This is a genomic window from Bradyrhizobium sp. 1(2017), from assembly GCF_011602485.2.
Taxonomy (GTDB): domain Bacteria; phylum Pseudomonadota; class Alphaproteobacteria; order Rhizobiales; family Xanthobacteraceae; genus Bradyrhizobium.
This window is the reverse complement of record NZ_CP050022.2, coordinates 5,144,403-5,163,549: the sequence shown is the minus strand read 5'-3', so window position 1 is coordinate 5,163,549 and position 19,147 is coordinate 5,144,403. Positions and strand designations below refer to the sequence as shown.

The window sequence follows — 19,147 nt, the reverse complement described above, 5'->3', positions numbered from 1 at the left end:
CCTTCTCAGACCAGTCCCTTGCCGGCGTCCGAGCCCTTGGCCGCCTGCCGCTTGTTGAGCACGTGGATGGTGCCGAGCGCAAGCGTGATCACTGTGAACGAGACCGCCGAGATCACGGTGCCGAGGGCATAGATGTCGGGATTCGTCACCGTGGTGGTGAGGCCCTGCAGATCGAGCGGCAACGTATTCACCGCCCCGATCGCCTGGCTGGAGCGGGCGAGCTCGTCCCAGGAGAGGGTGAAACCGAACAGCCCGATGCCGATCACGGACGGCAGGATGATCGGCAGCACGACGTGGCGGAAGGTTTGCCATGGCGTCGCGCCGAGATCGCGCGCGGCTTCCTCGAGGCGCGGGTCGAAGCGGTTGAAGATCGCGAACATGATGAGCAGGCCGAACGGCAGCGTCCAGGTCAGGTGCGCACCAAGCCCGGAGGTGAGCAGGCCCATCGAGGTCTCGAAACTCTCGTTCCAGTGCGCCTTGATCAGATCGTCGATGATGCGGAATTCGAGGGATATGCCGAGCGAGGTGATGATCGAGGGCACGATCAGGCTGGCGATCGCCGAGTAGAACAGGAGGCTCTGCGCCTTGAACTTGCGGCGGAACGCCATGCCTGCGGCGACCGACAGCACGACGGTGACGATCATCACGATCACGCCGAGCAGCAGCGAGCGGCGGAAGGCCGCGCCGAGATCGACGATGCCGGTGCCCTGGAACAGCTTTGCGATCCAGAAGGTCGACACGCCGTTCATCGGGAAGGTGAGGCCGCCCTGCGGCCCCTGGAACGACAGCACGTAGATCGCGATCATCGGCCCGTAGAGAAACAGCACATAGGCCGCGAAGAAGATCGCGAGCACATAAAATGAGCGCGGGCGTCCCTCCTTCATGCGCTAGAGCTCCTTCTTGATGTCGACGATGCGCGACATCATGGTGATGATCAGGAAGGTGATGGCGAGCAGGATGACGGCGTTGGCCGCGGCGGCCGGGAACTGCAGCGCGTTCACCCGCGTCTCGATGATCTTGCCGGCGGCGGCGATCTGCTGGCCGCCCATCACGCCGATGGTGATGAAGTCGCCCATCACGATGGTGATGACGAAGATCGAGCCGATCACGATGCCGGGCTTGGCCAGCGGAATGATGACGTTGACCAGCGTCTGGAAGCCGGTGGCGCCGGCGTCATAGGCGGCCTCGATCAGCGATTTGTCGATGCGCACCATCGAGTTGAAGATCGGCACCACCATGAAGAAGGTGAAGAGATGCACCAGCGCCAGCACCACGGAGAATTCGGAGAACAGCAGCCATTCCACGGGATGGTTGATCAGGCCCGTTTTGACGAGGCCGGAATTGACGAGGCCGTTGCGGCCCAGCAGCGGAATCCAGGCGATCATGCGGATGACGTTGGAGGTCCAGAACGGGATCGTGCACAGCAGCGACAATCCCATCTGCCAGGTCTTTGACCTGACGTGGAAGGCGAGGAAATAGGCGACCCAGAAGCCGATGAAGAGCGTGATCGCCCAGACCATGAAGCAGAGCTTCAGCGTCTTCAGATAGGTCTTGCCGATCGTGCAGAGATCGGGGAGCTGCGCAAGGCAGCCCTCGAACGTGTCGGTGTAGCCGCGGCCGGAGAAGTGCGGCAGCAATTGGTATTCGTTGTAATCCCAGAACGAGACGATGACGACGAACACCAGCGGAATGAGGAAGAAGGCGAGAAACACCAGCATCATCGGCCCGGCCTGGAGCCAGGAGATGAAGGACGGCGACAGGCGCGTCGCTTTCGCAGCGCGCGCAGTGCCCGACCCCGGGATCAAGCCCGGGGATGCCTGTTGCAGGACTTCTTCCGACATGACCGTTACGCCGCGATGAACTCGTTCCACTTGCGGACCATGTAGTCGTTCTCGTCCATCACCGCGTTCCAGCAGGCGACGCCGCCCATGCGGTCCTCGTAGGAGCCGCCGTCGCGCACCGCACCGGCCTTCTCCAGCAGCGAGCCGTCGGGTGCCTTGATGTCCTTCTCGGCCGGCTTGCCCTCCATCCAGTAGGCCCACTCGTAGGGCTCCATATGCGCCTTTGCGGTGGGGAGCACGGCGGAGTAGTAGCCCTGGCGATTGAGATAGGCGCCGGCATAGCCGGACAGGAACCAGTTCACGAACTCATAGGCCCATTCGAGCTTCGCACCCGAAACGCCCTTGGAGACGCAGAAGCCCGAGGCCCAGGACCGGTAGCCTTCCTTCAGCGGCTGGAAGGTGCAGGCGATCCCCATCGAGCGCACCTTCGTCACCGCCGGCGACCACATCGACTGGATCACGGTCTCGCCCGAGGCCATCAAGTTGACGCTCTCGTTGAAGTCCTTCCAGAACGCGCGGAACTGGCCGGCCTTCTTGGCCTCGGTCATCACCTTCATGGTGAGATCGATCTCTTCCTTGGTCATGTTGCCCTTGTCGGCATATTTGTACTTGCCGGAGGCTTCCACGACCATCGCGGCGTCCATGATGCCGATCGAGGGGATGTTGAGGATCGAGGCCTTGCCCTTGAATTCGGGGTTCAGCAGCTCGGACCACGAGCTGATCGGGCGCTTGATCAGGTCGGGGCGGATGCCGAGCGTGTCGGCGTTGTAGACGGTCGGGATCAGGGTGACGAATTCGGTCGCCGACGTCGCGAACTTCTTGGAATCCTTGCCTTCGAGATAGAGCACCTTCCAGGGCGCGGTGCCCTGGCCGCCGATCTTCTTGCCGCCGGGCGTCTCGCCCTTGGTGAAGACGGGCGTGATGTTGTCGAATTGTTTGATCTTCCTGGCGTCGAGCGCAAGGATGTTGCCCGACGGCACGATCTTCTTCAGCGAGAAATACTCGGTGTCCAGCACGTCGAAGGAGTTCGGCTGGGTCATCACGCGCTTGGTGACGTCGTCGGTGGTCGCGGTGATGTACTCGATCTTGATGCCGGTGTCCTTCAGGCACTGCTTGGCGATGTCGTCGCCCTCGTTCACGGCGGTGCCGAGATAGCGCAGCACCTTCGCATCGGCCGACTTCACATAGGGAAAGCCGGTGATCGCGCCGGAGCCGGCGGCGAGGCCGGCGAGACCTGCGGTGCCCTTCAGTAGCGTGCGGCGGCTGACGCCGGTCTTCCTGGTCGTCTCGGTCATTTCGCTCACTCCTCTGTTGCGCATTTTCTGTCGTGCAGGGCGCTATTGCAGGCGCTGCGCCTTGGCGGGATCCCAGGTGGCCAGCACGCGATCGCCCGGACGGAATGGGTGGACGTCGAAGGTGGACTCGGGAACGTGGGAGAACAGGGCGGTGCCGTCGTCGAGCGTGAGCGAGACGGCGATGTAGGAGCCCTGGTACTCGGTCTGGGTCAGCAGCGCCGGCGCGCCGAAGGCGCCGTCAGCAAATGGCACGATGCCGAGCTGATCGGCGCGCACGGCGATGAGCTTGCCGGCGTCGCTGAGCACGTTGTGGCCGCCGATGAAGCGCGCCACGAATTCGGTGCGGGGATGGTGGAAGATCTCGCGCGCCGTGCCCTGCTGCTCGATCCGGCCGTGGTTCATCACCACGATGTGGTCGGCAAGCGCCATCGCCTCTTCCTGGCCATGGGTGACCTGGATGAAGCTGATGCCGAGCTCACGCTGGAGCCGCTTCAGCTCGCCACGCATCTTCACCCGCAGGAACGGATCGAGCGCGGAGAGCGGCTCGTCGAGCAGCAAGATCTGAGGCTCGGTGATCAGCGCGCGGGCCAGCGCGACGCGCTGCTGTTGCCCGCCGGAGAGCTGCGCCGGGAGACGGCCCGCATATTGGCTCATCGCGACCAGCCCGAGCAGTTCGCCGGCGCGCTTGTGTCGCGTCGGCTTGTCGATGCCGCGCATCTTCAAGGCGAAGGCGACGTTGTCGATCACGCTGAGATGCGGAAACAGCGCGTAGGACTGGAACATCATCGCGGTGCCGCGCTCGGCCGGCGGCAGATCGGTGACGTTCTGCGCGCCGAGGATGATGTCGCCCGCGCTGACCGCCTCGTGCCCCGCGATCATGCGCAGGGTCGAGGTCTTGCCGCAGCCGGAGGGGCCGAGCAGGCAGCAATAGGTGCCGGCGGGGATCTTCAGGTTGACGTTATCGACCGCCAGCGTGGTGTCGTAGCGCTTGGTGACGGCGACCAGTTCGAGAGCGGCGGGAGTGGCCATGGCGTGTCCGACGGGAGGGCGATGCTTCCGCGTCTCTCCGCAAGCTCCGTGCCAACGGCACTCGGCCCGCCAAATTCTCGAAACTGTGCAACGGAGTCAGATCGTTAGATCGAATGCCGCCCGTCCGGGCTGGCGGTCATCCGCGAGATCATCTGCACACAAAACAAGCGAACATTGTATAAAGTTTCGCCTGTGATTGGATACAGCTCGTCCGCTAACATCCCATTCGAATGTCGCGATGAGCCCTGACACCGATGGCTGCCAAGTCCCGCCCGAAGTCCGACGCGCCTGACGCCAGCGATCGCGTCAGCCGTATCAGGGAGGGTGTGACCGCGGCGATCCTCGAGCACCGCCTCTTGCCCGGCACGAAGCTCGGCGAGGACGAGATCGGCGACATCTACGGCGCGAGCCGCACGCTGGTCCGCACGGCGCTTCAGCAGCTCGCGCATGAAGGCATCGTCAACATCGAGAAGAACCGCGGCGCCTTCGTCGCGAGGCCGACGCCCACCGACGCCCGCGAGGTGTTCGAGGCGCGCCGCCTGATCGAGCCCACGATCGTCGACCATGCCTGTGATGCGGTTTCACCAGCCTGGCTCGATCGCCTTCAGGCGCATCTTGCCGAAGAGCGTGAGGCGGAGTTGCGTGGCGATGCGCGCGCCTCGGTTCGCCTCTCCGGCGAGTTTCACAAGCTCGTCGCCGAGATGAGCGGCCACAGCATCTATCTCGGCTTCCTGAAAGAGCTGATCGCGCGCTCCTCGCTGATCATTCTGCTCTACCGCCGCCACGATACGCCGGCCTGCGGCACCGATCACCATGCCGGCATCGTCGCCGCGATCCGCAAACGCGACAAACAGACTGCGCGCGGGCAGATGCTGTCGCATCTGACCGAGATCGAGGCCGAACTGTTCCTGAAGGATCCCGCCGCCGACGAACTGCGGCTCGCCGACGTGCTCGACGCCTAAGCGAAGCGCGTCGTTGCCTATGGCAACGAAGATCCTTCGTTTCGTTTGACGATCTTCAGTACGAGCAACCCCGCACCAAGCACCAGGAAGAGAACGCCAAGGAAGCTCATGCCGCCGGATTCGAAGGTCACTCCGACCGCGGTCAGCAAGCATCCGACGATGATTGCGATGAGTCCGCCGAGCTTCTTGACCAGCAGGACATGTCCGTCACTCGTTTGTGCCACCATGTTAGGCCTCGTTCACGTCATGCGGACTGCCGTCGCGTCTGCCCTATGCCCCATGATCCTCTCGCAGCCCGTGGCATGATCGTACTCCAGCGCCGGCGCATTGCAATCTGGCGTTGATCGTCATCTGGCTCATCTTGCCAGTTTGAATCAAGTTTCGATGCATGCGCGACAGTGTTCCTTACGTATATGCCGGATTTTCCTGCTGCATGGCTGCTCGCGAGTCTCTCCTGGAGCCGTATGGCAGTGTTGCAGAATCGCCTTATGGTTGCAAATTGACTTCACCGGGCTTGCGGAATCAACTGCGCTGGAGCGTCGAGTTCTAGGACGGAGCCGACATCGGTTGAACCCGTTCTGCTGAGTGGTGTCATGGCGCGTCCTCTGGCTGACGAAGGAGAGACGGCTTACGTCTCGACCGGCCATCTGCCCGGTGCAGAGACCGTGCAGACGCTCGTGACCGAGGCGCGGCGACGCTTTCAGTCAAACCGTGACGGAACCAACTCGCAGGTCTATCCCGCGCTTGCACGTGTCCCGAGCGAGCTGTTCGGCGTCTGTGTCGTCGGAACCGGCGGGCAGGTCTACGGCGCCGGCGAGGTCGACTACGAATTCTCGATCATGAGCGTGTCAAAACCGTTCTTGTTCGCGCTGGTCTGCGAGACCATCGGGCCTGAGGAGGCCCGCGCCAGGCTCGGCGCCAATGCGACCGGCCTCCCGTTCAACTCGCTCGCCGCCATCGAGCAGGGCAGCGGGCGCACCAACCCGATGGTGAATGCCGGCGCGATTGCCACGACGAGCCTCGCGCCCGGCGCAAATGCCGCAGCGCGGTGGGCCTTCATCCATGACGGGTTGTCGCGCTTTGCCGGTCGCAGGCTGCCGCTCAACGAAGAGGTCTACGCGTCGGCATCGGAGACGAACTTCCGCAACCGCAGCATTGCACGGCTGCTGGAGAGCTATGATCGCATCTATTGCGACGCAAAGGAAGCGACCGACCTCTACACACGGCAGTGCTCCCTCAACGTGAGTGCCCGTGACCTCGCCGTGATGGGGGCCACGCTGGCCGACGGCGGCGTCAACCCTGTCACCAAGCAGCGCGTGGTCGATGCTTCGGTCTGCCACTATGCGCTCGCCGTCATGATCACAGCCGGGCTCTACGAGACCTCGGGTGACTGGCTCTACGACATTGGACTGCCCGGCAAGAGCGGGATCGGCGGCGGCATCGTCGCGGTGTCCCCGGGCAAGGGCGGCTTTGGCACCTTCGCGCCGCCGCTCGATGCCGCCGGCAACAGCGTGCGGGGGCAGCTCGCGGCAAAGTTTCTGTCGCAGCGGCTGGGAATGGATCTGTTCGTGTCGAAACCAGAAGAGTGAATGGATGCCGGGAGGATCGGCAGGCTGATAGCTTGGCCGATCGCAACGCCGATCAAGCCGGAGGACGTCATGGCCACGCAGACGATGTCGATCGGTGCGGTTCATGGGGAAGAGCGCGCATCCTGGGTTCCCATGATCGCGATCGCGCTCGGCCAGATGATCATGTCGTTCAACGTGGCTTCGCTGCCGGTGGCGATGGGCGGCATGGTCACGAGCTTCGGTGTGGCGCCGACGACAGTCGCAACGGGTATCGTCGCGTATTCGATGCTGGTTGCCGGCTTCGTCATGCTCGGCGCCAAGCTCGCCCAGCGCTTTGGCGCGCTGCAGGTGTTCCGCGGCGCCGTCGTGCTGTTTTTCGTCTCACAGGTGATGATGACATTCAGTCCGTCGGCCGCTGTCATGATTTCGGCGCAGGCGCTGTGCGGCGTCTCGGGCTCGGTGATCGTGCCCTCGCTGGTCGCCCTGATCGCCGAGAATTATGCCGGCCGCCAGCAGGCGACAGCACTGGGCGCGCTCGGCTCGGCGCGTGCGGCCGCGGGCGTCCTGGCCTTCATCATCGGCGGCGTGTTCGGGACCTATATCGGCTGGCGGCCGGCCTTCGGCATCCTGATTGCGGCATCCGCCATCGTCTTCCTGATGAGCTTCCGCCTCAAGCCCGACCGCGGCCGGCCCGACGTGCAGATCGATCTCGTCGGCGTGGCGCTCGCCGCGAGCGCGATCATCCTGATCAGCTTCGGCTTCAACAATCTGAACGGCTGGGGCCTTGCGGTTGCGACAGCGAATGCGCCGTTCGATCTGTTTGGCCTGTCGCCCGCGCCGGTCATGATCGTACTCGGCATCGTGCTGGGGCAGTCGTTCCTGCTCTGGACGCACCGGCGGCAGGCCGCGGGGAAGACGCCGCTGCTGGCGCTGGAGGTGATCGATTCGCCGCAGGAGCGTTGCGCGGTCTTCGCGCTGTTTGCGGTGGTCGCGCTCGAGGCCGCGCTCAATTTCACCGTGCCGCTCTACATTCAGATCGTGCAGGGGCGTTCGCCGCTGGCAACCGCAATTGCAATGATGCCGTTCAATCTCACGGTCTTCTTTTCCGCGATGCTGATCGTCAATGTCTACGAGCGGCTGACGCCCCGCCAGATCGGCCGCTACGGCTTTGCCTGCTGCACCATCGCGCTGGTCTGGCTCGCCTTCGTCGTGCGCAACGACTGGAGCGAGATTCCGGTGCTGTTCGGGCTCGTCCTGTTCGGCATCGGCCAGGGCTCGCTGGTGACGCTGCTGTTCAACGTGCTGGTCACGGCGTCGCCGAAGGCACTCGCCGGAGATGTCGGCTCGCTGCGCGGTACGACGCAAAATCTCGCCGCCGCGGTCGGAACCGCAGTGGCCGGCGCGCTTCTCGTCGGTCTGCTCAGCACCATCGCGCTCGGCAAGATCACTGCCAGTCCCCTGCTGACAACGGAGCTTCAGGCGCAGGTCGATCTCGACAACATCACCTTCGTCAGCAACGACCGCCTGCGCAGCGTGCTCGAAGGCACGCGCGGATCGCCGCAACAGATTGCGGAAGCCGTGCAGGTCAACACCGAGGCGCGGCTGCGTGCGCTCAAGATAGGGCTTCTCATTATGGCCGGCCTCGCGCTGATCGCGATCATCCCGGCGGGGCGGCTCCCAAACTATCTGCCGGGCGAAATTCCTAGCGATGAGGCCGCGGCGAAAAATCCGAGTTGATTGAACGGGGCAGGGGATTTCGAAGGAGAACCCCGGGAATGAAATCAGTCAGTGAGCTGGATCGGCGTGGTGCGCTACGCACTTTGTTGGGAGGCGTGATCGTGGCCGGCGCAGGCGTGAGCCTGTGGCCGCAAGACGCCGTGGCCTTGCCGGAGATGTCGCCAAGCGAACGTCCCGTTTCCGGCGGGCACGAGTCTGCCACCCGCGCCTTTGCGCAGCAGAGCGCCCGTCCGCTCCCGGCACCGGGCCATCGTCCACCGCATCGGCCGCCACACCGGCCACCGCACCGTCCGCCGTCCTGGCACCGGCGGCGCCGGCGCTGGGAGTGCTGGTGGCATCGTGGCCGCCGTCATTGTGGTTGGCGCTGGCGATAAAAGGAGGAGGATGACATGACGATCTATGATCATAGCGCGCCGATGGGCGCGACCGGCCTTCCGCAGCCGCCCCGCTGGGTCTGTGTGCTGCTCGGTCTCTTCATGGCGTTCGCGGGGCTGATGGTGCTGGGCGACATCGCATTCTTCACCGTGATCAGTGCGCTGTTCATCGGCTGGATGGCCATCGCCACCGGCGCCTTCGAGATATTCCATGCGTTCTGGACCAAGGGCTGGGGCGGCCTCGTCTGGCAGGTCATCCTCGGCATCCTCTACATTGCCTTCGGCATCGTGCTGATCAGCCAGCCTCTGACCGGCGCGCTCCTTCTCACCTATGTCCTCGGCATCGCGCTGCTGATCTCCGGCGTCGTGCGCATGCTGATCGGCATCGGCCGGTGGCAGCAGGGCGGCGGGATCATGGTCGCGTCCGGTCTGTTTGGCGTGCTGGCGGGGCTCGTCATCCTCACGGGCTTCCCGATGACGGGTCTCTGGGTGCTGGGCCTGCTGCTCGGAATCGACCTTCTGTCCCACGGCATCGGGTGGCTGACTTTTGCGTGGCTTCCCGTGGCAAAGACCGCATAGCGCGGCGGAGGTCGAAGATGTCGGGTTGGCGTATGCTGGTGGCGTTCGTGCGAACCGCCACCGCGCTCTGGTTTGCCGGAAGCGTCCTCGGTCTCTCGTCGTCGGCATCGGCGCAGGACTCCACGGTCCTGTTCCGCAACGTCAGGATATTCGATGGCAAGACCGCGTCGCTCTCCGCGCCATCCAGCGTCCTCGTCCGGAACAAGACGATCGAGAAAATCTCGACCGGCGACATCGCCGCCACCTCGCAAGTGATCGACGCAGGCGGCCGCGTGCTGATGCCGGGGCTGATCGACGCGCATTGGCATGCGATGCTGGTGCGCCCGACACCGATGGCCGCAATGGCGGGGGACGTCGGTTACAACAATCTGCTCGCTGCGGCCGAGGCGACCGCGACGCTGATGCGCGGCTTCACCACCGTGCGCGACATGGGCGGCCCCACCTTCGGGTTGAAGCAGGCCATCGACGAGAATCTCGTCGCGGGACCTCGCATCTATCCATCCGGCGCGATCATCACGATCACGGGCGGCCATGGCGACTTCCGGCAGCTCTCCGATCTGCCGCGCACGATCGGCGGCATGCTGAGCCGCATGGAGCGGATCGGCGGTAGCATGGTCGCCGACAGTCCGGACGAGGTCCGCGTGCGCGCGCGCGAGCAACTGATGCAGGGCGCCTCGCAGGTCAAGCTCACGGCCGGCGGCGGTGTCGCATCGCCGTTCAGTCCGCTCGACGTCTCCACCTTCACCGAGCCCGAGTTGCGCGCGGCGGTCGAAGCGGCCGACAATTGGGGCACCTATGTCGCGACCCACGCCTATACGCCGGTTGCGATCCAGCGCTCGGTCGCAGCCGGCGTGAGATGCATCGAGCACGGCCATCTCATGGACGAGGCGAGTGCGCGACTGATCGCGGAGAAAGGGATTTGGCTGAGCACGCAGCCGTTCCTGGATCTCGCCGGCGCCGCCGCGCTCGGGCCTGCTGAGCAGGACAAGATGCGGCAGGTGGTGACGGGCACCGACCGCGTCTATACGCTGGCGAAGAAGTACAAGATCAAGACCGCCTTCGGCACCGACGTCCTGTTCTCGAAGGCGCTGGCGGACCGGCAGGGCGCGATGCTGGCCGCACTGACGCGCTGGTACACGCCGGCCGAAGCGCTCACGATGGCAACATCGACCAATGCGGAATTGCTGAGCCTTTCCGGTCCGCGAAATCCTTACCCGGGCCGGCTCGGCGTGGTGGAGGAAGGCGCGCTCGCCGATCTCCTGCTGATCGACGGCAATCCGCTCGACAACATCAGGCTCGTCGAGGATCCGGCGAAGAATCTGGTGGTGATCATGAAGGACGGCAGGATTTACAAGAACACACTCGCACACTGACGCGTGTCCGCGCGCGCCGATCCGGCGAAAAACGGAGCGCTTCCGGTCCTATCTTCGGGAGTCGGTTGTTGCGACGCGGATTCGTTGCGATGTCCGGGCATGACGGGAGCAGCATGGGCCTGTCACAGACTTCGCCCTGCCATTGGACGTGGGCTTCTAAGGCCTTACAGGATCAGAGAGAATCTCTCGAACGGCTGAGCGAAACGCGCTGACGCGTTCGTCTCGGTTTCGGGAACTGCGGGATTCGCTGTCGATTCGATCGCCTGCCGGACCGGAACGGGGCTTGATGCGCCGCGTCGCGCGGGATTGTGACAAACTTTGGAGTTGTCGGGCGCGTCGCATGCACGATTTACGCATGCGACGTAACGACTGTTCTTTGCATGCGGCTCCGGCTATATGCTGTTGCTCTGTCATTGAACTGTCATGTTATCGCAAATGCTAAAGTCAGACCCAGTGCCGGCTCGCAAGACCCCGAGCGCGCCGGACCAGAGGCCTGCGCCAAAGGACAACAAGAGAACGCAAGTCGCCGCAGGCTTCCAGCAGATTGAGGACGGCGCGGAACCCGCGAAGGTCGAGGGCGCTGTGATCGATCAGGCGCTATCGCAAGACGCGACGCCCGCTCAGTCGACCGCCGCCGCACGGCCCGACGGCGAAATCGAGCTCAAGCTCGGCGTCGATGCCGATCGCATGGCGCATTTCAACGCCGCGCCTGTCATCGCGGCGCACGCGCGCAACAAGGGTTCGCGCAAACATCTCAAATCGGTCTACTACGACACGCCCAAACGGACGCTTCGACGCAACGGCCTCAGCCTGCGCGTGCGCCAGAGCGGCGCGCGCTTTGTGCAGACTGTGAAGACCGATGCTGCGGATGATCCGCTGCGCCGCGGCGAGTGGGAGGCGAGCGTCCCCTCGCTCGCGCCCGATCTTGCCTTGGCGATGCCGTTCATTCCGGAGGAGCTTCGCGGCGATCTCGAAGCGCAGCCGCTCGAAGCGGTCTTCACCGCCGACATCCATCGCCACGCGCGGATCGTCGATCTGCCGTCGGGAACGGTGGAGGTCGCCTTCGACCACGGCGAGCTGACGGCAGGCGATCGGTCGCTGCCGGTGAGCGAGATCGAGCTCGAACTCAAGGGCGGCAGCGCGAGCACGATCTACGAGATCGCGTTGCGGCTGGCGGAGCACGGGGCGGTGAGGCCGACGATCCGCACCAAGTCGGCGCGCGGCTTCGACCTTGTCGCTGGCGTGCCGCCCTCGGCGCGCCGTCCGCGAAAACTTCGCCTCGATCCTTCGGTCGCGCTGGATGACGCCTTCGCGACGATCCTGCGCTCCTGTTTTCTCCATCTGCTGCAGTCGCTTCCGGCGGCCGAGGACGGCCGCAACCCGGAAGGCGTGCATCAGCTTCGCGTGGCGCTGCGCCGCCTGCGGTCGGCGCTCGACCTGATGGGATCGGTCGGATCGCTCAGCAATCTCGACGCGCTGCGCTCGGAAGCAAAATGGCTGGCACAGGATCTTTCCGCGGCGCGCGACTGGGACGTGTTCCAGCTCGACACCCTGCCGACGATCGCGCAGGCCTGTCCTTCCGTCGCGGGCTTCGATGCGCTTGGCCGGGCTGCGGCCAGGCGCAAGTCCGAGGCGTATGGCAAGGCGCACCATGCGCTCGCCGATCGCCGCTGTGCACTGTTCCTGATCGGCCTCGGCAACTGGATCGAGACGCGGGGCTGGCGCAGCGATGTCGCCGCCGAAGATCTCGGCCGGCTCGCCGAGCCCGCGGTCAATTTCGCGCAGCGGATTCTGTCGGCGCAACATGCAAAGGTGCTCAAGCGCGGCCGCCGCTTCAAGTCGCGTGCGGCGGAGGAGCTGCACCGCCTGCGGCTCGCGACCAAACGGCTGCGCTATCTCAGCGAATTCCTGCTGCCTCTGTATGAGGATCGCAAATCCACGAGGCGCTTCGCGCGCCGGCTTGCAGCCTTGCAGGAAGAGCTCGGCGCGTTCAACGATATGGCGGTCACGGCATCGCTGCTCGAGGGACTCAATGCCGAGCCCGACAGCGCCGTCGCCGCTGCGGCCATCGCCGGCTGGCAGGCGCGCGCCTCGATCGGCGTCCAGCCGTCATTGCACAGCACGTGGCGCGATTTCACCGCGGCGCGCCTGCCATGGGCGGCAGCCTAGACGGACGGATCGCGCTCCTGTGTCCCAAAAAAGTTGCGGCCAGGCTTTGGGGGAAGCCTGGCCGCGCGCGAACCGGTCTGGGACGGGGAGGGGTGGGGATGTGACCGGGTCGCGTAACTCGTCGTCTCGTTCCTGCTAATCTCTTGCGCTGGCGGTGGAGACCGCCGGCTTGGTATCGCCGAGCGAGACCCAGACATTGGGATCGTTCTGCGACTGGCGCTTGACGAAGCGGTATCCGGTCTCCGTCCAGGCAACGACGGTCTCGTTCTGATTGTCGAGAACGAACTCGCCCTTGTCGGTCTTCACCGTCAGCACCGCGTGGCCTTCGCCCTTCTTGTCGCGCACGACGGTGATGAGCAGGGCCTCGCGCGGCCATCCGGCATCGATCAGCATCTTGCGCTTCAACAGCACGTAGTCTTCACAGTCGCCGTAGCCGTCCGTCGGCAGCGACCACTTCTCGATCACGCCCCAGTGCTCCTGGTCGGTCAAAGGCTTCACGGTCTCGTTGACCCAGCGATTGACCTTGACGAGATCGCGCCAGGCCGCCTGCGACATCACGATGTCGCGTGCTTGCGTCGGCGCGCCCTTGCACTGAGCGGCATTGTCCGCACAGAACTCGACCCAGCCGATCGGCGCACGCGTGGTGTCGCCGAGGCTCGCATAGAGCAGTCGGCTTTCGCCGGCCTGCGCTGCTGCGCTGATCCCGAAGAGCATGGCGGCCAGCGCCAGCCCTTTCCCCTGTCCCCTGAAATCAAACATTGCGGCCCCCGTTTCTTGTTGGGACCACATTTCGCATGGAGCTTTTGAGTTGCCGCTAAGTCAGCCAAGTCAAGTCGAGACGAATACAAGTAAAAGGCGCGACGAATTCGATCTATACTTGAATCGAATTCTCATAAAATTTGAAATGACTGCAATTGAATCAAATTTTATCTGTTAACGCGCAAACGCTGCCGGAACCGTCGTTTGCGCGCAACCGCAGCCCTTGCGTTAACCCGCTTGGGACCGGTCGCCGCGCACGAAAAAGGCGGCGTCCGCATCGCGGAGACCGCCTTCGAGGCTGAAAATACAGTGGTTTTGACGCCGTCGCGCTTTACCGCGCGGTAACGCTCTCTTCGAGTGTCTCGATCGGCTGCTCGTGCATGAACTCGAGCGCGAAGCCGTCTTCGAGGTTTCGGACCACCCGGCCCTGGACCCGGCCGAGGAACACCGTCGATCTCAGCGGCGGGCGGTTCTCGGCGGCGATGGCGGCGCCGGACAGTGAGAGGTCGATGATGCGGCAGGTCATCTTGGTGCCGTCCTCGAGCGTCAGCACGGCGATCGGGTTGCGCGGCACGATACGGTCGTGGCGGCGGTCCTCGGGCAGGTTGAGGATGTCGCGGTTGGCGAGCCAGGTCAGCTGGGCCGCGAGCTTGTCGCGCTTGCGCGGTGTCGCCCCGATCGTCATGGCGAAGCCATTGTCGATGATCCGGGTGATCTTGCCCTCGACCCGGCCGATATGGTCGAGATAGGCGACGACGCGGTCGCCGACATTGCCGATGCCGGGGGCCAGCAGGGCCAGCCCGCCCGGCGACATGTTGATCACCTGGCAGGGGAATTCACGGCGGTCGGGCAGCATGTAACGGCCGAGCAGGTGCACCTTCACCCGCTGGAAACGCCGACGCTCCTCGGCGGCCGGAAGAAATTTTTTGTTCGCCAACGCCATTTTCAACACCCGACCCCCGCCCGGGCGGAGTCCGCGACGACCCTAAGGTGCATAGGGTTAATGCCGCGTTAGGATCGGGCGCGCCGGTTGCGGACAGACACAATGCGCTCGAAAAGCCACATCAAGGGCGGGCAGGCCAGCACCGTCAGTGCGCCGAAGTCGAGCGCGACCGCGGCGGTGCCGGCCGATTTGGCGAGCCGGCCCGCCACCGCCGGCCCCAACATCATCGCGGCATAAAAGAGAGTGTAGAACACGCCCATCCCGAGGGCGCGCGTCTCCGGCGCAAGCACGCGGGCGGCGAGGCTCATCATCAGGCCGGCCGGAAGGCCGCCGGCCAGTCCGCCCAGGATCAGGATGGTGATCACGGCATCGGATCGGCTCAGGCAGGCCAGCAGGGCGGCCACGACGAGGCTGGCCGCGATCGTCAGAACAAAGGGCTTGCCGCGATCGGCGAGGTAGCCACCAGCCGGCACCGAGATCACCGACAGCCACATCACGACGCTGATCGCCGAGCCCGCCGTCGCGATGCTCCAGCCGCGCTCGGTCAGCATCGTCGGGCCGAACGAGAAGATCATGGCAAAGGCGACATTATAGAGGCCCCAGATCATGCCCGCGACGATCACTGCCAGCAGGGCGAGAGCATCGGGCCGCCCCGAGGTGGCCGCGCCGGCCGTTACCCCTCGGGGCGGCTGGTAGAACATGATCAGCGCAATACCGATCGCGGTCAGCACGCCCGTTGCCAGGAACACGGCGTCTGCGCCATAGGCGGTGCCTATCGCCGGCAGCACCAGAAGCGAGATCCCAACGCCGGCCGGCCAGGAGTTGACGAAGATCGCCATCGCGGTCGCGATCTCCCTGCCGGCAAACCAGTCGGTGGCCATCTTGGCGAGCTGCACCGTCAGCAGCACGCCGCCGGCGCCCGAGGTAAGGCGGCCGGCCATCTGCCAGCCCCAGATGTCGGTTGTGGCCATGATCAGGCTGCCGGCCGTCATCAGCACGAGGGCAAGGATCGTCGTTGGCTTGTCGCCGAGAATCCGGCCGATCGCACCGCCCGGCAGTGCCAGCACGATGCCGGGCGTGAAATAGAGCCCGATCAGGATGCCGATATCGGCGAGCCCGACGGAGAAGCTCTGTTGCAGCAGCGGCGCGACCGCGGCCACGCTTTGAAATTGAAATGCGATGGTGAGGCGCACGACGAACAGGATCGCAAGAATGCCCCAGCGATTGCGCAACGTGTCATCTCCCCGGCCGCCGCGGCGAGCGTGCGGCGGCGAGAGGCGGGAGTCAACCGGCTCGCTTCGTCATGTCGGCTTCGCCGCGCGCAGTTGCAGCAGAAACAGCAGCGCAAGCAATACGGCGGCCGACAGGCCGAGCGACCAGTGAATGCCGATCGCCGCGCCTGATAGCCCGACCGTGATGCCGCTGAAGGCCCGCATCCCGAGCCCGGCCATATTATAGAGGCCGACGACACGGCCGCGGATGTCGTGCGGTGCGTTCAGCTGCACCAGCGCCTGCGCCATGGTGTTGAAGGAGAGCTCGAAGAAGCCGGCAAAGAACAGCAGCACGATCGCGACCGGATAGATCCGCACCACAGCGAAGCCGAGCAGCGCCACGCTCCAGAGCATCGCCAGCATGATCGCAGTTCGCGGCGTGCCCTTGAGGCGCCCCCAGGATTCCAGCGCGATACCGGCCAGCAGCGCGCCGGCGGCGTCGGCGGCGAGCAGCACGCTGTAGGAGACGCCGGGATCGCCATGACCGAGATCGCCGGCATAGCCCGGCATCTGGGCGTGATAGGCGTTGCCGATCATGAAGGAGGTGAGGCCGGCGAGCCACGTCATCGCCGACAGCACCGGCTGCGTGCCGATCGCGCGCATCGTCAGCACGATGTCGGCAAGGCCGCGCACCGCGAAGCGCCGCACCGCAACGCTGCCGTCGCGGACCGGCGCCCAGAACAGCCAGAGCAGCATCGGCAGGTAGAACAGCGTGTTGAAGATGATGCCGTGCGAGGTGCCGAGCGTCAGCATGATGATTCCGCCCACCGCAGGCCCGACCAGAATGCCGAGATAGCGCGCCATCGCGTTGAGCCGCACCGCGCTCGGCAGATCAGCGGGGCCGACGAGGTCGTAGAGAAGGAGCTGGTTCGGCGTCTGCCAGAGCACGCCGGCGCAGCCGTGGATCACCAGCAGCAGCATCGCGTGCCACATCTCAATGGTGTCGGTGAGGAAGAAGAATCCCCACCCGGCCGAGGCGACGATGAACAGCAGCATGCCGCATTGGATGATGCGGCGCGGATCGAACCGGTCGGCTAGCCCGCCGACCGCGACCGAGAACAAGAGGAACGGCAGCCAGTGCGACAGCACGGCAAAGCCGCCCAGCGTCGGTGAATGGAATTTCTGGAACACCACCCAATAGCTGATCACATGCTCGATGTTGTCGGCCATCATCGCCAGCACATAGGCGATGAACTGCAGCCGGTACGGCACGGACTTCATCGCCGCGAACGATCCGGACGCGGCCACGGGATTTTGGAGAAGGGGGTTCAAGCGAGCACCAGGAGAGGACTTGTTCCGGCCATACACGCTCATCGGTGAAGGCTCAAGATGCCAGGGTGTGCCGGACACCAGCCATGCACTGCTGCCACACTCATCGCGTCATCGCGGGAGGCCCATTCGCGATGCTTGCATCGCGTAGCCCGGATGAGCGCAGCGACATCCGGGAGCTCCGTCCCCGCATATCGCTTCGCTCATGCGGGCTACGAGGCTGCCCCGCTTGGCACGAGCGCCCATCTCACATACGCTTTCCACAGCCCGTACCCGATCAATCACAACAAGCGGGCAGCGAGGAAATACCCATGGAACAGATCCGCGTCTGCACCCACGCAGGACCGGGCTCGGAGCCTGTGATCAAGACCGTGCCGTGGCCGAAGGTCGGCAAGAAGGCCGCGCTGATCAAGGTCGGGGCATGCGGAGTCTGCGGCACCGACCTGCACATCCTGAAGGGCCATTGGCCGAAGCCGCTGCCCTGGCCGTTCACGCTCGGCCACGAGCTCGGCGGAATCATCGTCGAATGCGGCGAGGAGTTCGCCGAGGATTTCATGAGCAAGCCGCTGTCCGTCGGCTCGAAGGTGATGATCCCGCCGCTGATGCCGTGCGGACGCTGCTACTACTGCATCCATTATCCGCAAACCGCCAACAAGTGCCTGACGCCGGTCTATTACGGCCGCTATCTCGGCTTCGACAAGGCGCCGCACATGTGGGGCGGCTGGGCCGAATATGTCTATGTCGATCTCGACATGCTGCCGGGCACCAAGATCTACAAGTTGCCCGACGACATGTCGCTGCGGCTCGGCGCGCTGTCGGAGCCGCTGACGTCCTGCATCCGTGCCTTCAACCGCGCGAGCCGCGCCGGCGGCTTCAGCTGGGGCGACACGGTGGTGATCCAGGGCTCGGGCCCGATCGGCATTCTCGCGGTCGCCGCCGCCAAGGAGATGGGAGCAGGGCGCGTGATCTGCGTCGGCGCGCCGGAGGCGCCCCGGCTCAAGCTGGCGCGCGAGTTCGGCGCCGAGGCGACCGTGAACATCGAAGAGCTGAAATCGCCGCAAGAGCGCATCGCGCGCGTGCGCGAGATCGTCGGCGGCTTCGGCGCCGATCTCGTGATGGACTGCTCGGGACATCCCTCAGCCGGACCTGAAGGCATCGAGATGCTGCGCGACGGCGGCACCTATGTCGAGATGGGCCAGTTCACCGACGCCGGCTCGATCGAGACCTCCTGGCACCGGATCTGCACCAAGGATCTGAACGTTCTGGGATCCTGGGGCTTTACCGGCAACGATCTGCCGCTCGGCGTCGACATGCTCTACCGCACGCGCGACAAATATCCCTGGCTGAAGATGCAGACGATCTATCCGTTCACGGAAGAGGGGGTCGCGCAGGCGGTGAGGGATGCGATGGCGATGAAGACGGTGAAGTCGACCATCGTGCCGTGGCCGGAACTGGTGGATTAGAAGATGCCGTCGATGCCTCACGATCTCGCAGCGTTCCTGGTCGAAGCCAAGCGGCGCACCTATGCGGGCCTCGACGATGATGCGACCGTGGCAGCGCCGCTGCTCGCCGGCTCGAAGCAGCTCGAGCATCGCGCCCCGCCTTATGCCTATCGCGACATCTATTTCGGAATGGGATTCTTCGTCGGGCAGGAGACCGTGTCGCGCGATGATCGCGTTATCTGGTCGATGAGTTACAGCGGCGGCGTTCGCGTGGAGATCATGGACCGGGACACTTTTCTGGCGATCTACAGGTTCCTGCGTCAAGCACTACTCGCGATAAGCTCCGATGAGCCCTATCGTGGGCCGCGCCGGTTCGAGCAGGCGGGGATGGTCTATCGCAACGAGGTCGATGGCGGACTTGATCGCTTTCATGGTGTTGAGACGATTGCGCGGCATGATGAGGCGCCGCTCTACGAGCTGCGCTATAGCGGCGATCTGCTGAGATAAGTCTCCCGCATGTCGCTGCGCTCATGCGG

The 19,147-nt window shown here is 64.7% G+C and carries 17 protein-coding genes; 8 read left to right on the top strand and 9 right to left on the bottom strand.

Going from position 1 to position 19,147, the window contains the following annotated elements; all coding sequences use genetic code 11:
* Positions 1–5: 5 nt before the first annotated feature.
* The 4 genes from HAP40_RS24580 to HAP40_RS24565 are packed head-to-tail and all read right to left on the bottom strand — an operon-like array spanning position 6 to position 4,165.
* Positions 6–884 carry an ABC transporter permease gene (locus HAP40_RS24580; protein ID WP_166815312.1) on the bottom strand — a complete coding sequence of 293 codons (879 nt, stop codon included), beginning with the start codon at positions 882–884 and terminating at the stop codon, positions 6–8.
* A 3-nt stretch (positions 885–887) separates the two neighbouring features.
* On the bottom strand, positions 888–1,841 hold the full coding sequence (locus HAP40_RS24575) for an ABC transporter permease (protein ID WP_166815313.1): 954 nt from the start codon (positions 1,839–1,841) through the stop codon (positions 888–890).
* A gap of 5 nt (positions 1,842–1,846) precedes the next feature.
* Complete coding sequence (locus tag HAP40_RS24570) at positions 1,847–3,136, bottom strand: ABC transporter substrate-binding protein (protein WP_166815314.1); 1,290 nt, start codon at positions 3,134–3,136, stop codon at positions 1,847–1,849.
* Between the two features lie 42 nt (positions 3,137–3,178).
* Entirely contained in the window at positions 3,179–4,165 is a 987-nt protein-coding gene (locus HAP40_RS24565) for an ABC transporter ATP-binding protein (protein ID WP_166815315.1), read from the bottom strand.
* A gap of 254 nt (positions 4,166–4,419) precedes the next feature.
* Here HAP40_RS24565 and HAP40_RS24560 point away from each other — a divergent pair, with 254 nt between their 5' ends.
* The gene (locus HAP40_RS24560; RefSeq protein ID WP_166815316.1) at positions 4,420–5,127 is read left to right on the top strand and encodes a GntR family transcriptional regulator; all 708 of its coding nucleotides are present in this window, start codon (positions 4,420–4,422) and stop codon (positions 5,125–5,127) included.
* Positions 5,128–5,144: 17 nt separating this feature from the next.
* Here HAP40_RS24560 and HAP40_RS24555 read toward each other — a convergent pair whose 3' ends face one another.
* On the bottom strand, positions 5,145–5,354 hold the full coding sequence (locus tag HAP40_RS24555; RefSeq protein WP_166815317.1) for a hypothetical protein: 210 nt from the start codon (positions 5,352–5,354) through the stop codon (positions 5,145–5,147).
* A gap of 366 nt (positions 5,355–5,720) precedes the next feature.
* Between HAP40_RS24555 and glsA the strand changes: the two genes are divergently transcribed.
* From glsA to HAP40_RS24530, 5 genes are all read left to right on the top strand, one after another.
* Positions 5,721–6,716 (top strand): glutaminase A, encoded by a 996-nt coding sequence (glsA, locus tag HAP40_RS24550; protein ID WP_166815318.1) that lies wholly within the window; start codon positions 5,721–5,723, stop codon positions 6,714–6,716.
* Between the two features lie 69 nt (positions 6,717–6,785).
* Positions 6,786–8,432 carry an MFS transporter gene (locus HAP40_RS24545; protein ID WP_246741321.1) on the top strand — a complete coding sequence of 549 codons (1,647 nt, stop codon included), beginning with the start codon at positions 6,786–6,788 and terminating at the stop codon, positions 8,430–8,432.
* A 389-nt stretch (positions 8,433–8,821) separates the two neighbouring features.
* Positions 8,822–9,385: an HdeD family acid-resistance protein gene (locus HAP40_RS24540; RefSeq protein ID WP_166815319.1), complete on the top strand. Its 564-nt coding sequence runs from the start codon at positions 8,822–8,824 to the stop codon at positions 9,383–9,385.
* Positions 9,386–9,417: 32 nt separating this feature from the next.
* On the top strand, positions 9,418–10,758 hold the full coding sequence (locus HAP40_RS24535; protein ID WP_166819382.1) for a metal-dependent hydrolase family protein: 1,341 nt from the start codon (positions 9,418–9,420) through the stop codon (positions 10,756–10,758).
* A gap of 435 nt (positions 10,759–11,193) precedes the next feature.
* Positions 11,194–12,927 carry a CYTH and CHAD domain-containing protein gene (locus HAP40_RS24530; protein WP_166815320.1) on the top strand — a complete coding sequence of 578 codons (1,734 nt, stop codon included), beginning with the start codon at positions 11,194–11,196 and terminating at the stop codon, positions 12,925–12,927.
* Between the two features lie 135 nt (positions 12,928–13,062).
* Here the strand turns inward: HAP40_RS24530 and HAP40_RS24525 are convergent, their stop codons facing one another.
* The 4 genes from HAP40_RS24525 to HAP40_RS24510 all read right to left on the bottom strand — a co-directional run bounded on the left by HAP40_RS24525 (position 13,063) and on the right by HAP40_RS24510 (position 17,121).
* Entirely contained in the window at positions 13,063–13,686 is a 624-nt protein-coding gene (locus tag HAP40_RS24525; protein WP_166815321.1) for a transglutaminase-like cysteine peptidase, read from the bottom strand.
* A gap of 331 nt (positions 13,687–14,017) precedes the next feature.
* Entirely contained in the window at positions 14,018–14,629 is a 612-nt protein-coding gene (locus HAP40_RS24520) for a PilZ domain-containing protein (RefSeq protein WP_166815322.1), read from the bottom strand.
* A 68-nt stretch (positions 14,630–14,697) separates the two neighbouring features.
* On the bottom strand, positions 14,698–15,861 hold the full coding sequence (locus tag HAP40_RS24515) for a CynX/NimT family MFS transporter (protein WP_166815323.1): 1,164 nt from the start codon (positions 15,859–15,861) through the stop codon (positions 14,698–14,700).
* A 69-nt stretch (positions 15,862–15,930) separates the two neighbouring features.
* Positions 15,931–17,121, bottom strand: coding sequence for an MFS transporter (locus HAP40_RS24510; protein WP_166815324.1), 1,191 nt, complete (start codon positions 17,119–17,121; stop codon positions 15,931–15,933).
* Positions 17,122–17,480: 359 nt separating this feature from the next.
* On the opposite strand from HAP40_RS24510, the gene HAP40_RS24505 reads away from it, so the two are divergent.
* On the top strand, positions 17,481–18,632 hold the full coding sequence (locus HAP40_RS24505; protein WP_166815325.1) for a zinc-binding dehydrogenase: 1,152 nt from the start codon (positions 17,481–17,483) through the stop codon (positions 18,630–18,632).
* Between the two features lie 3 nt (positions 18,633–18,635).
* Positions 18,636–19,118, top strand: coding sequence for a DUF5680 domain-containing protein (locus HAP40_RS24500; protein WP_166815326.1), 483 nt, complete (start codon positions 18,636–18,638; stop codon positions 19,116–19,118).
* The last annotated feature ends 29 nt before the right edge of the window (positions 19,119–19,147 follow it).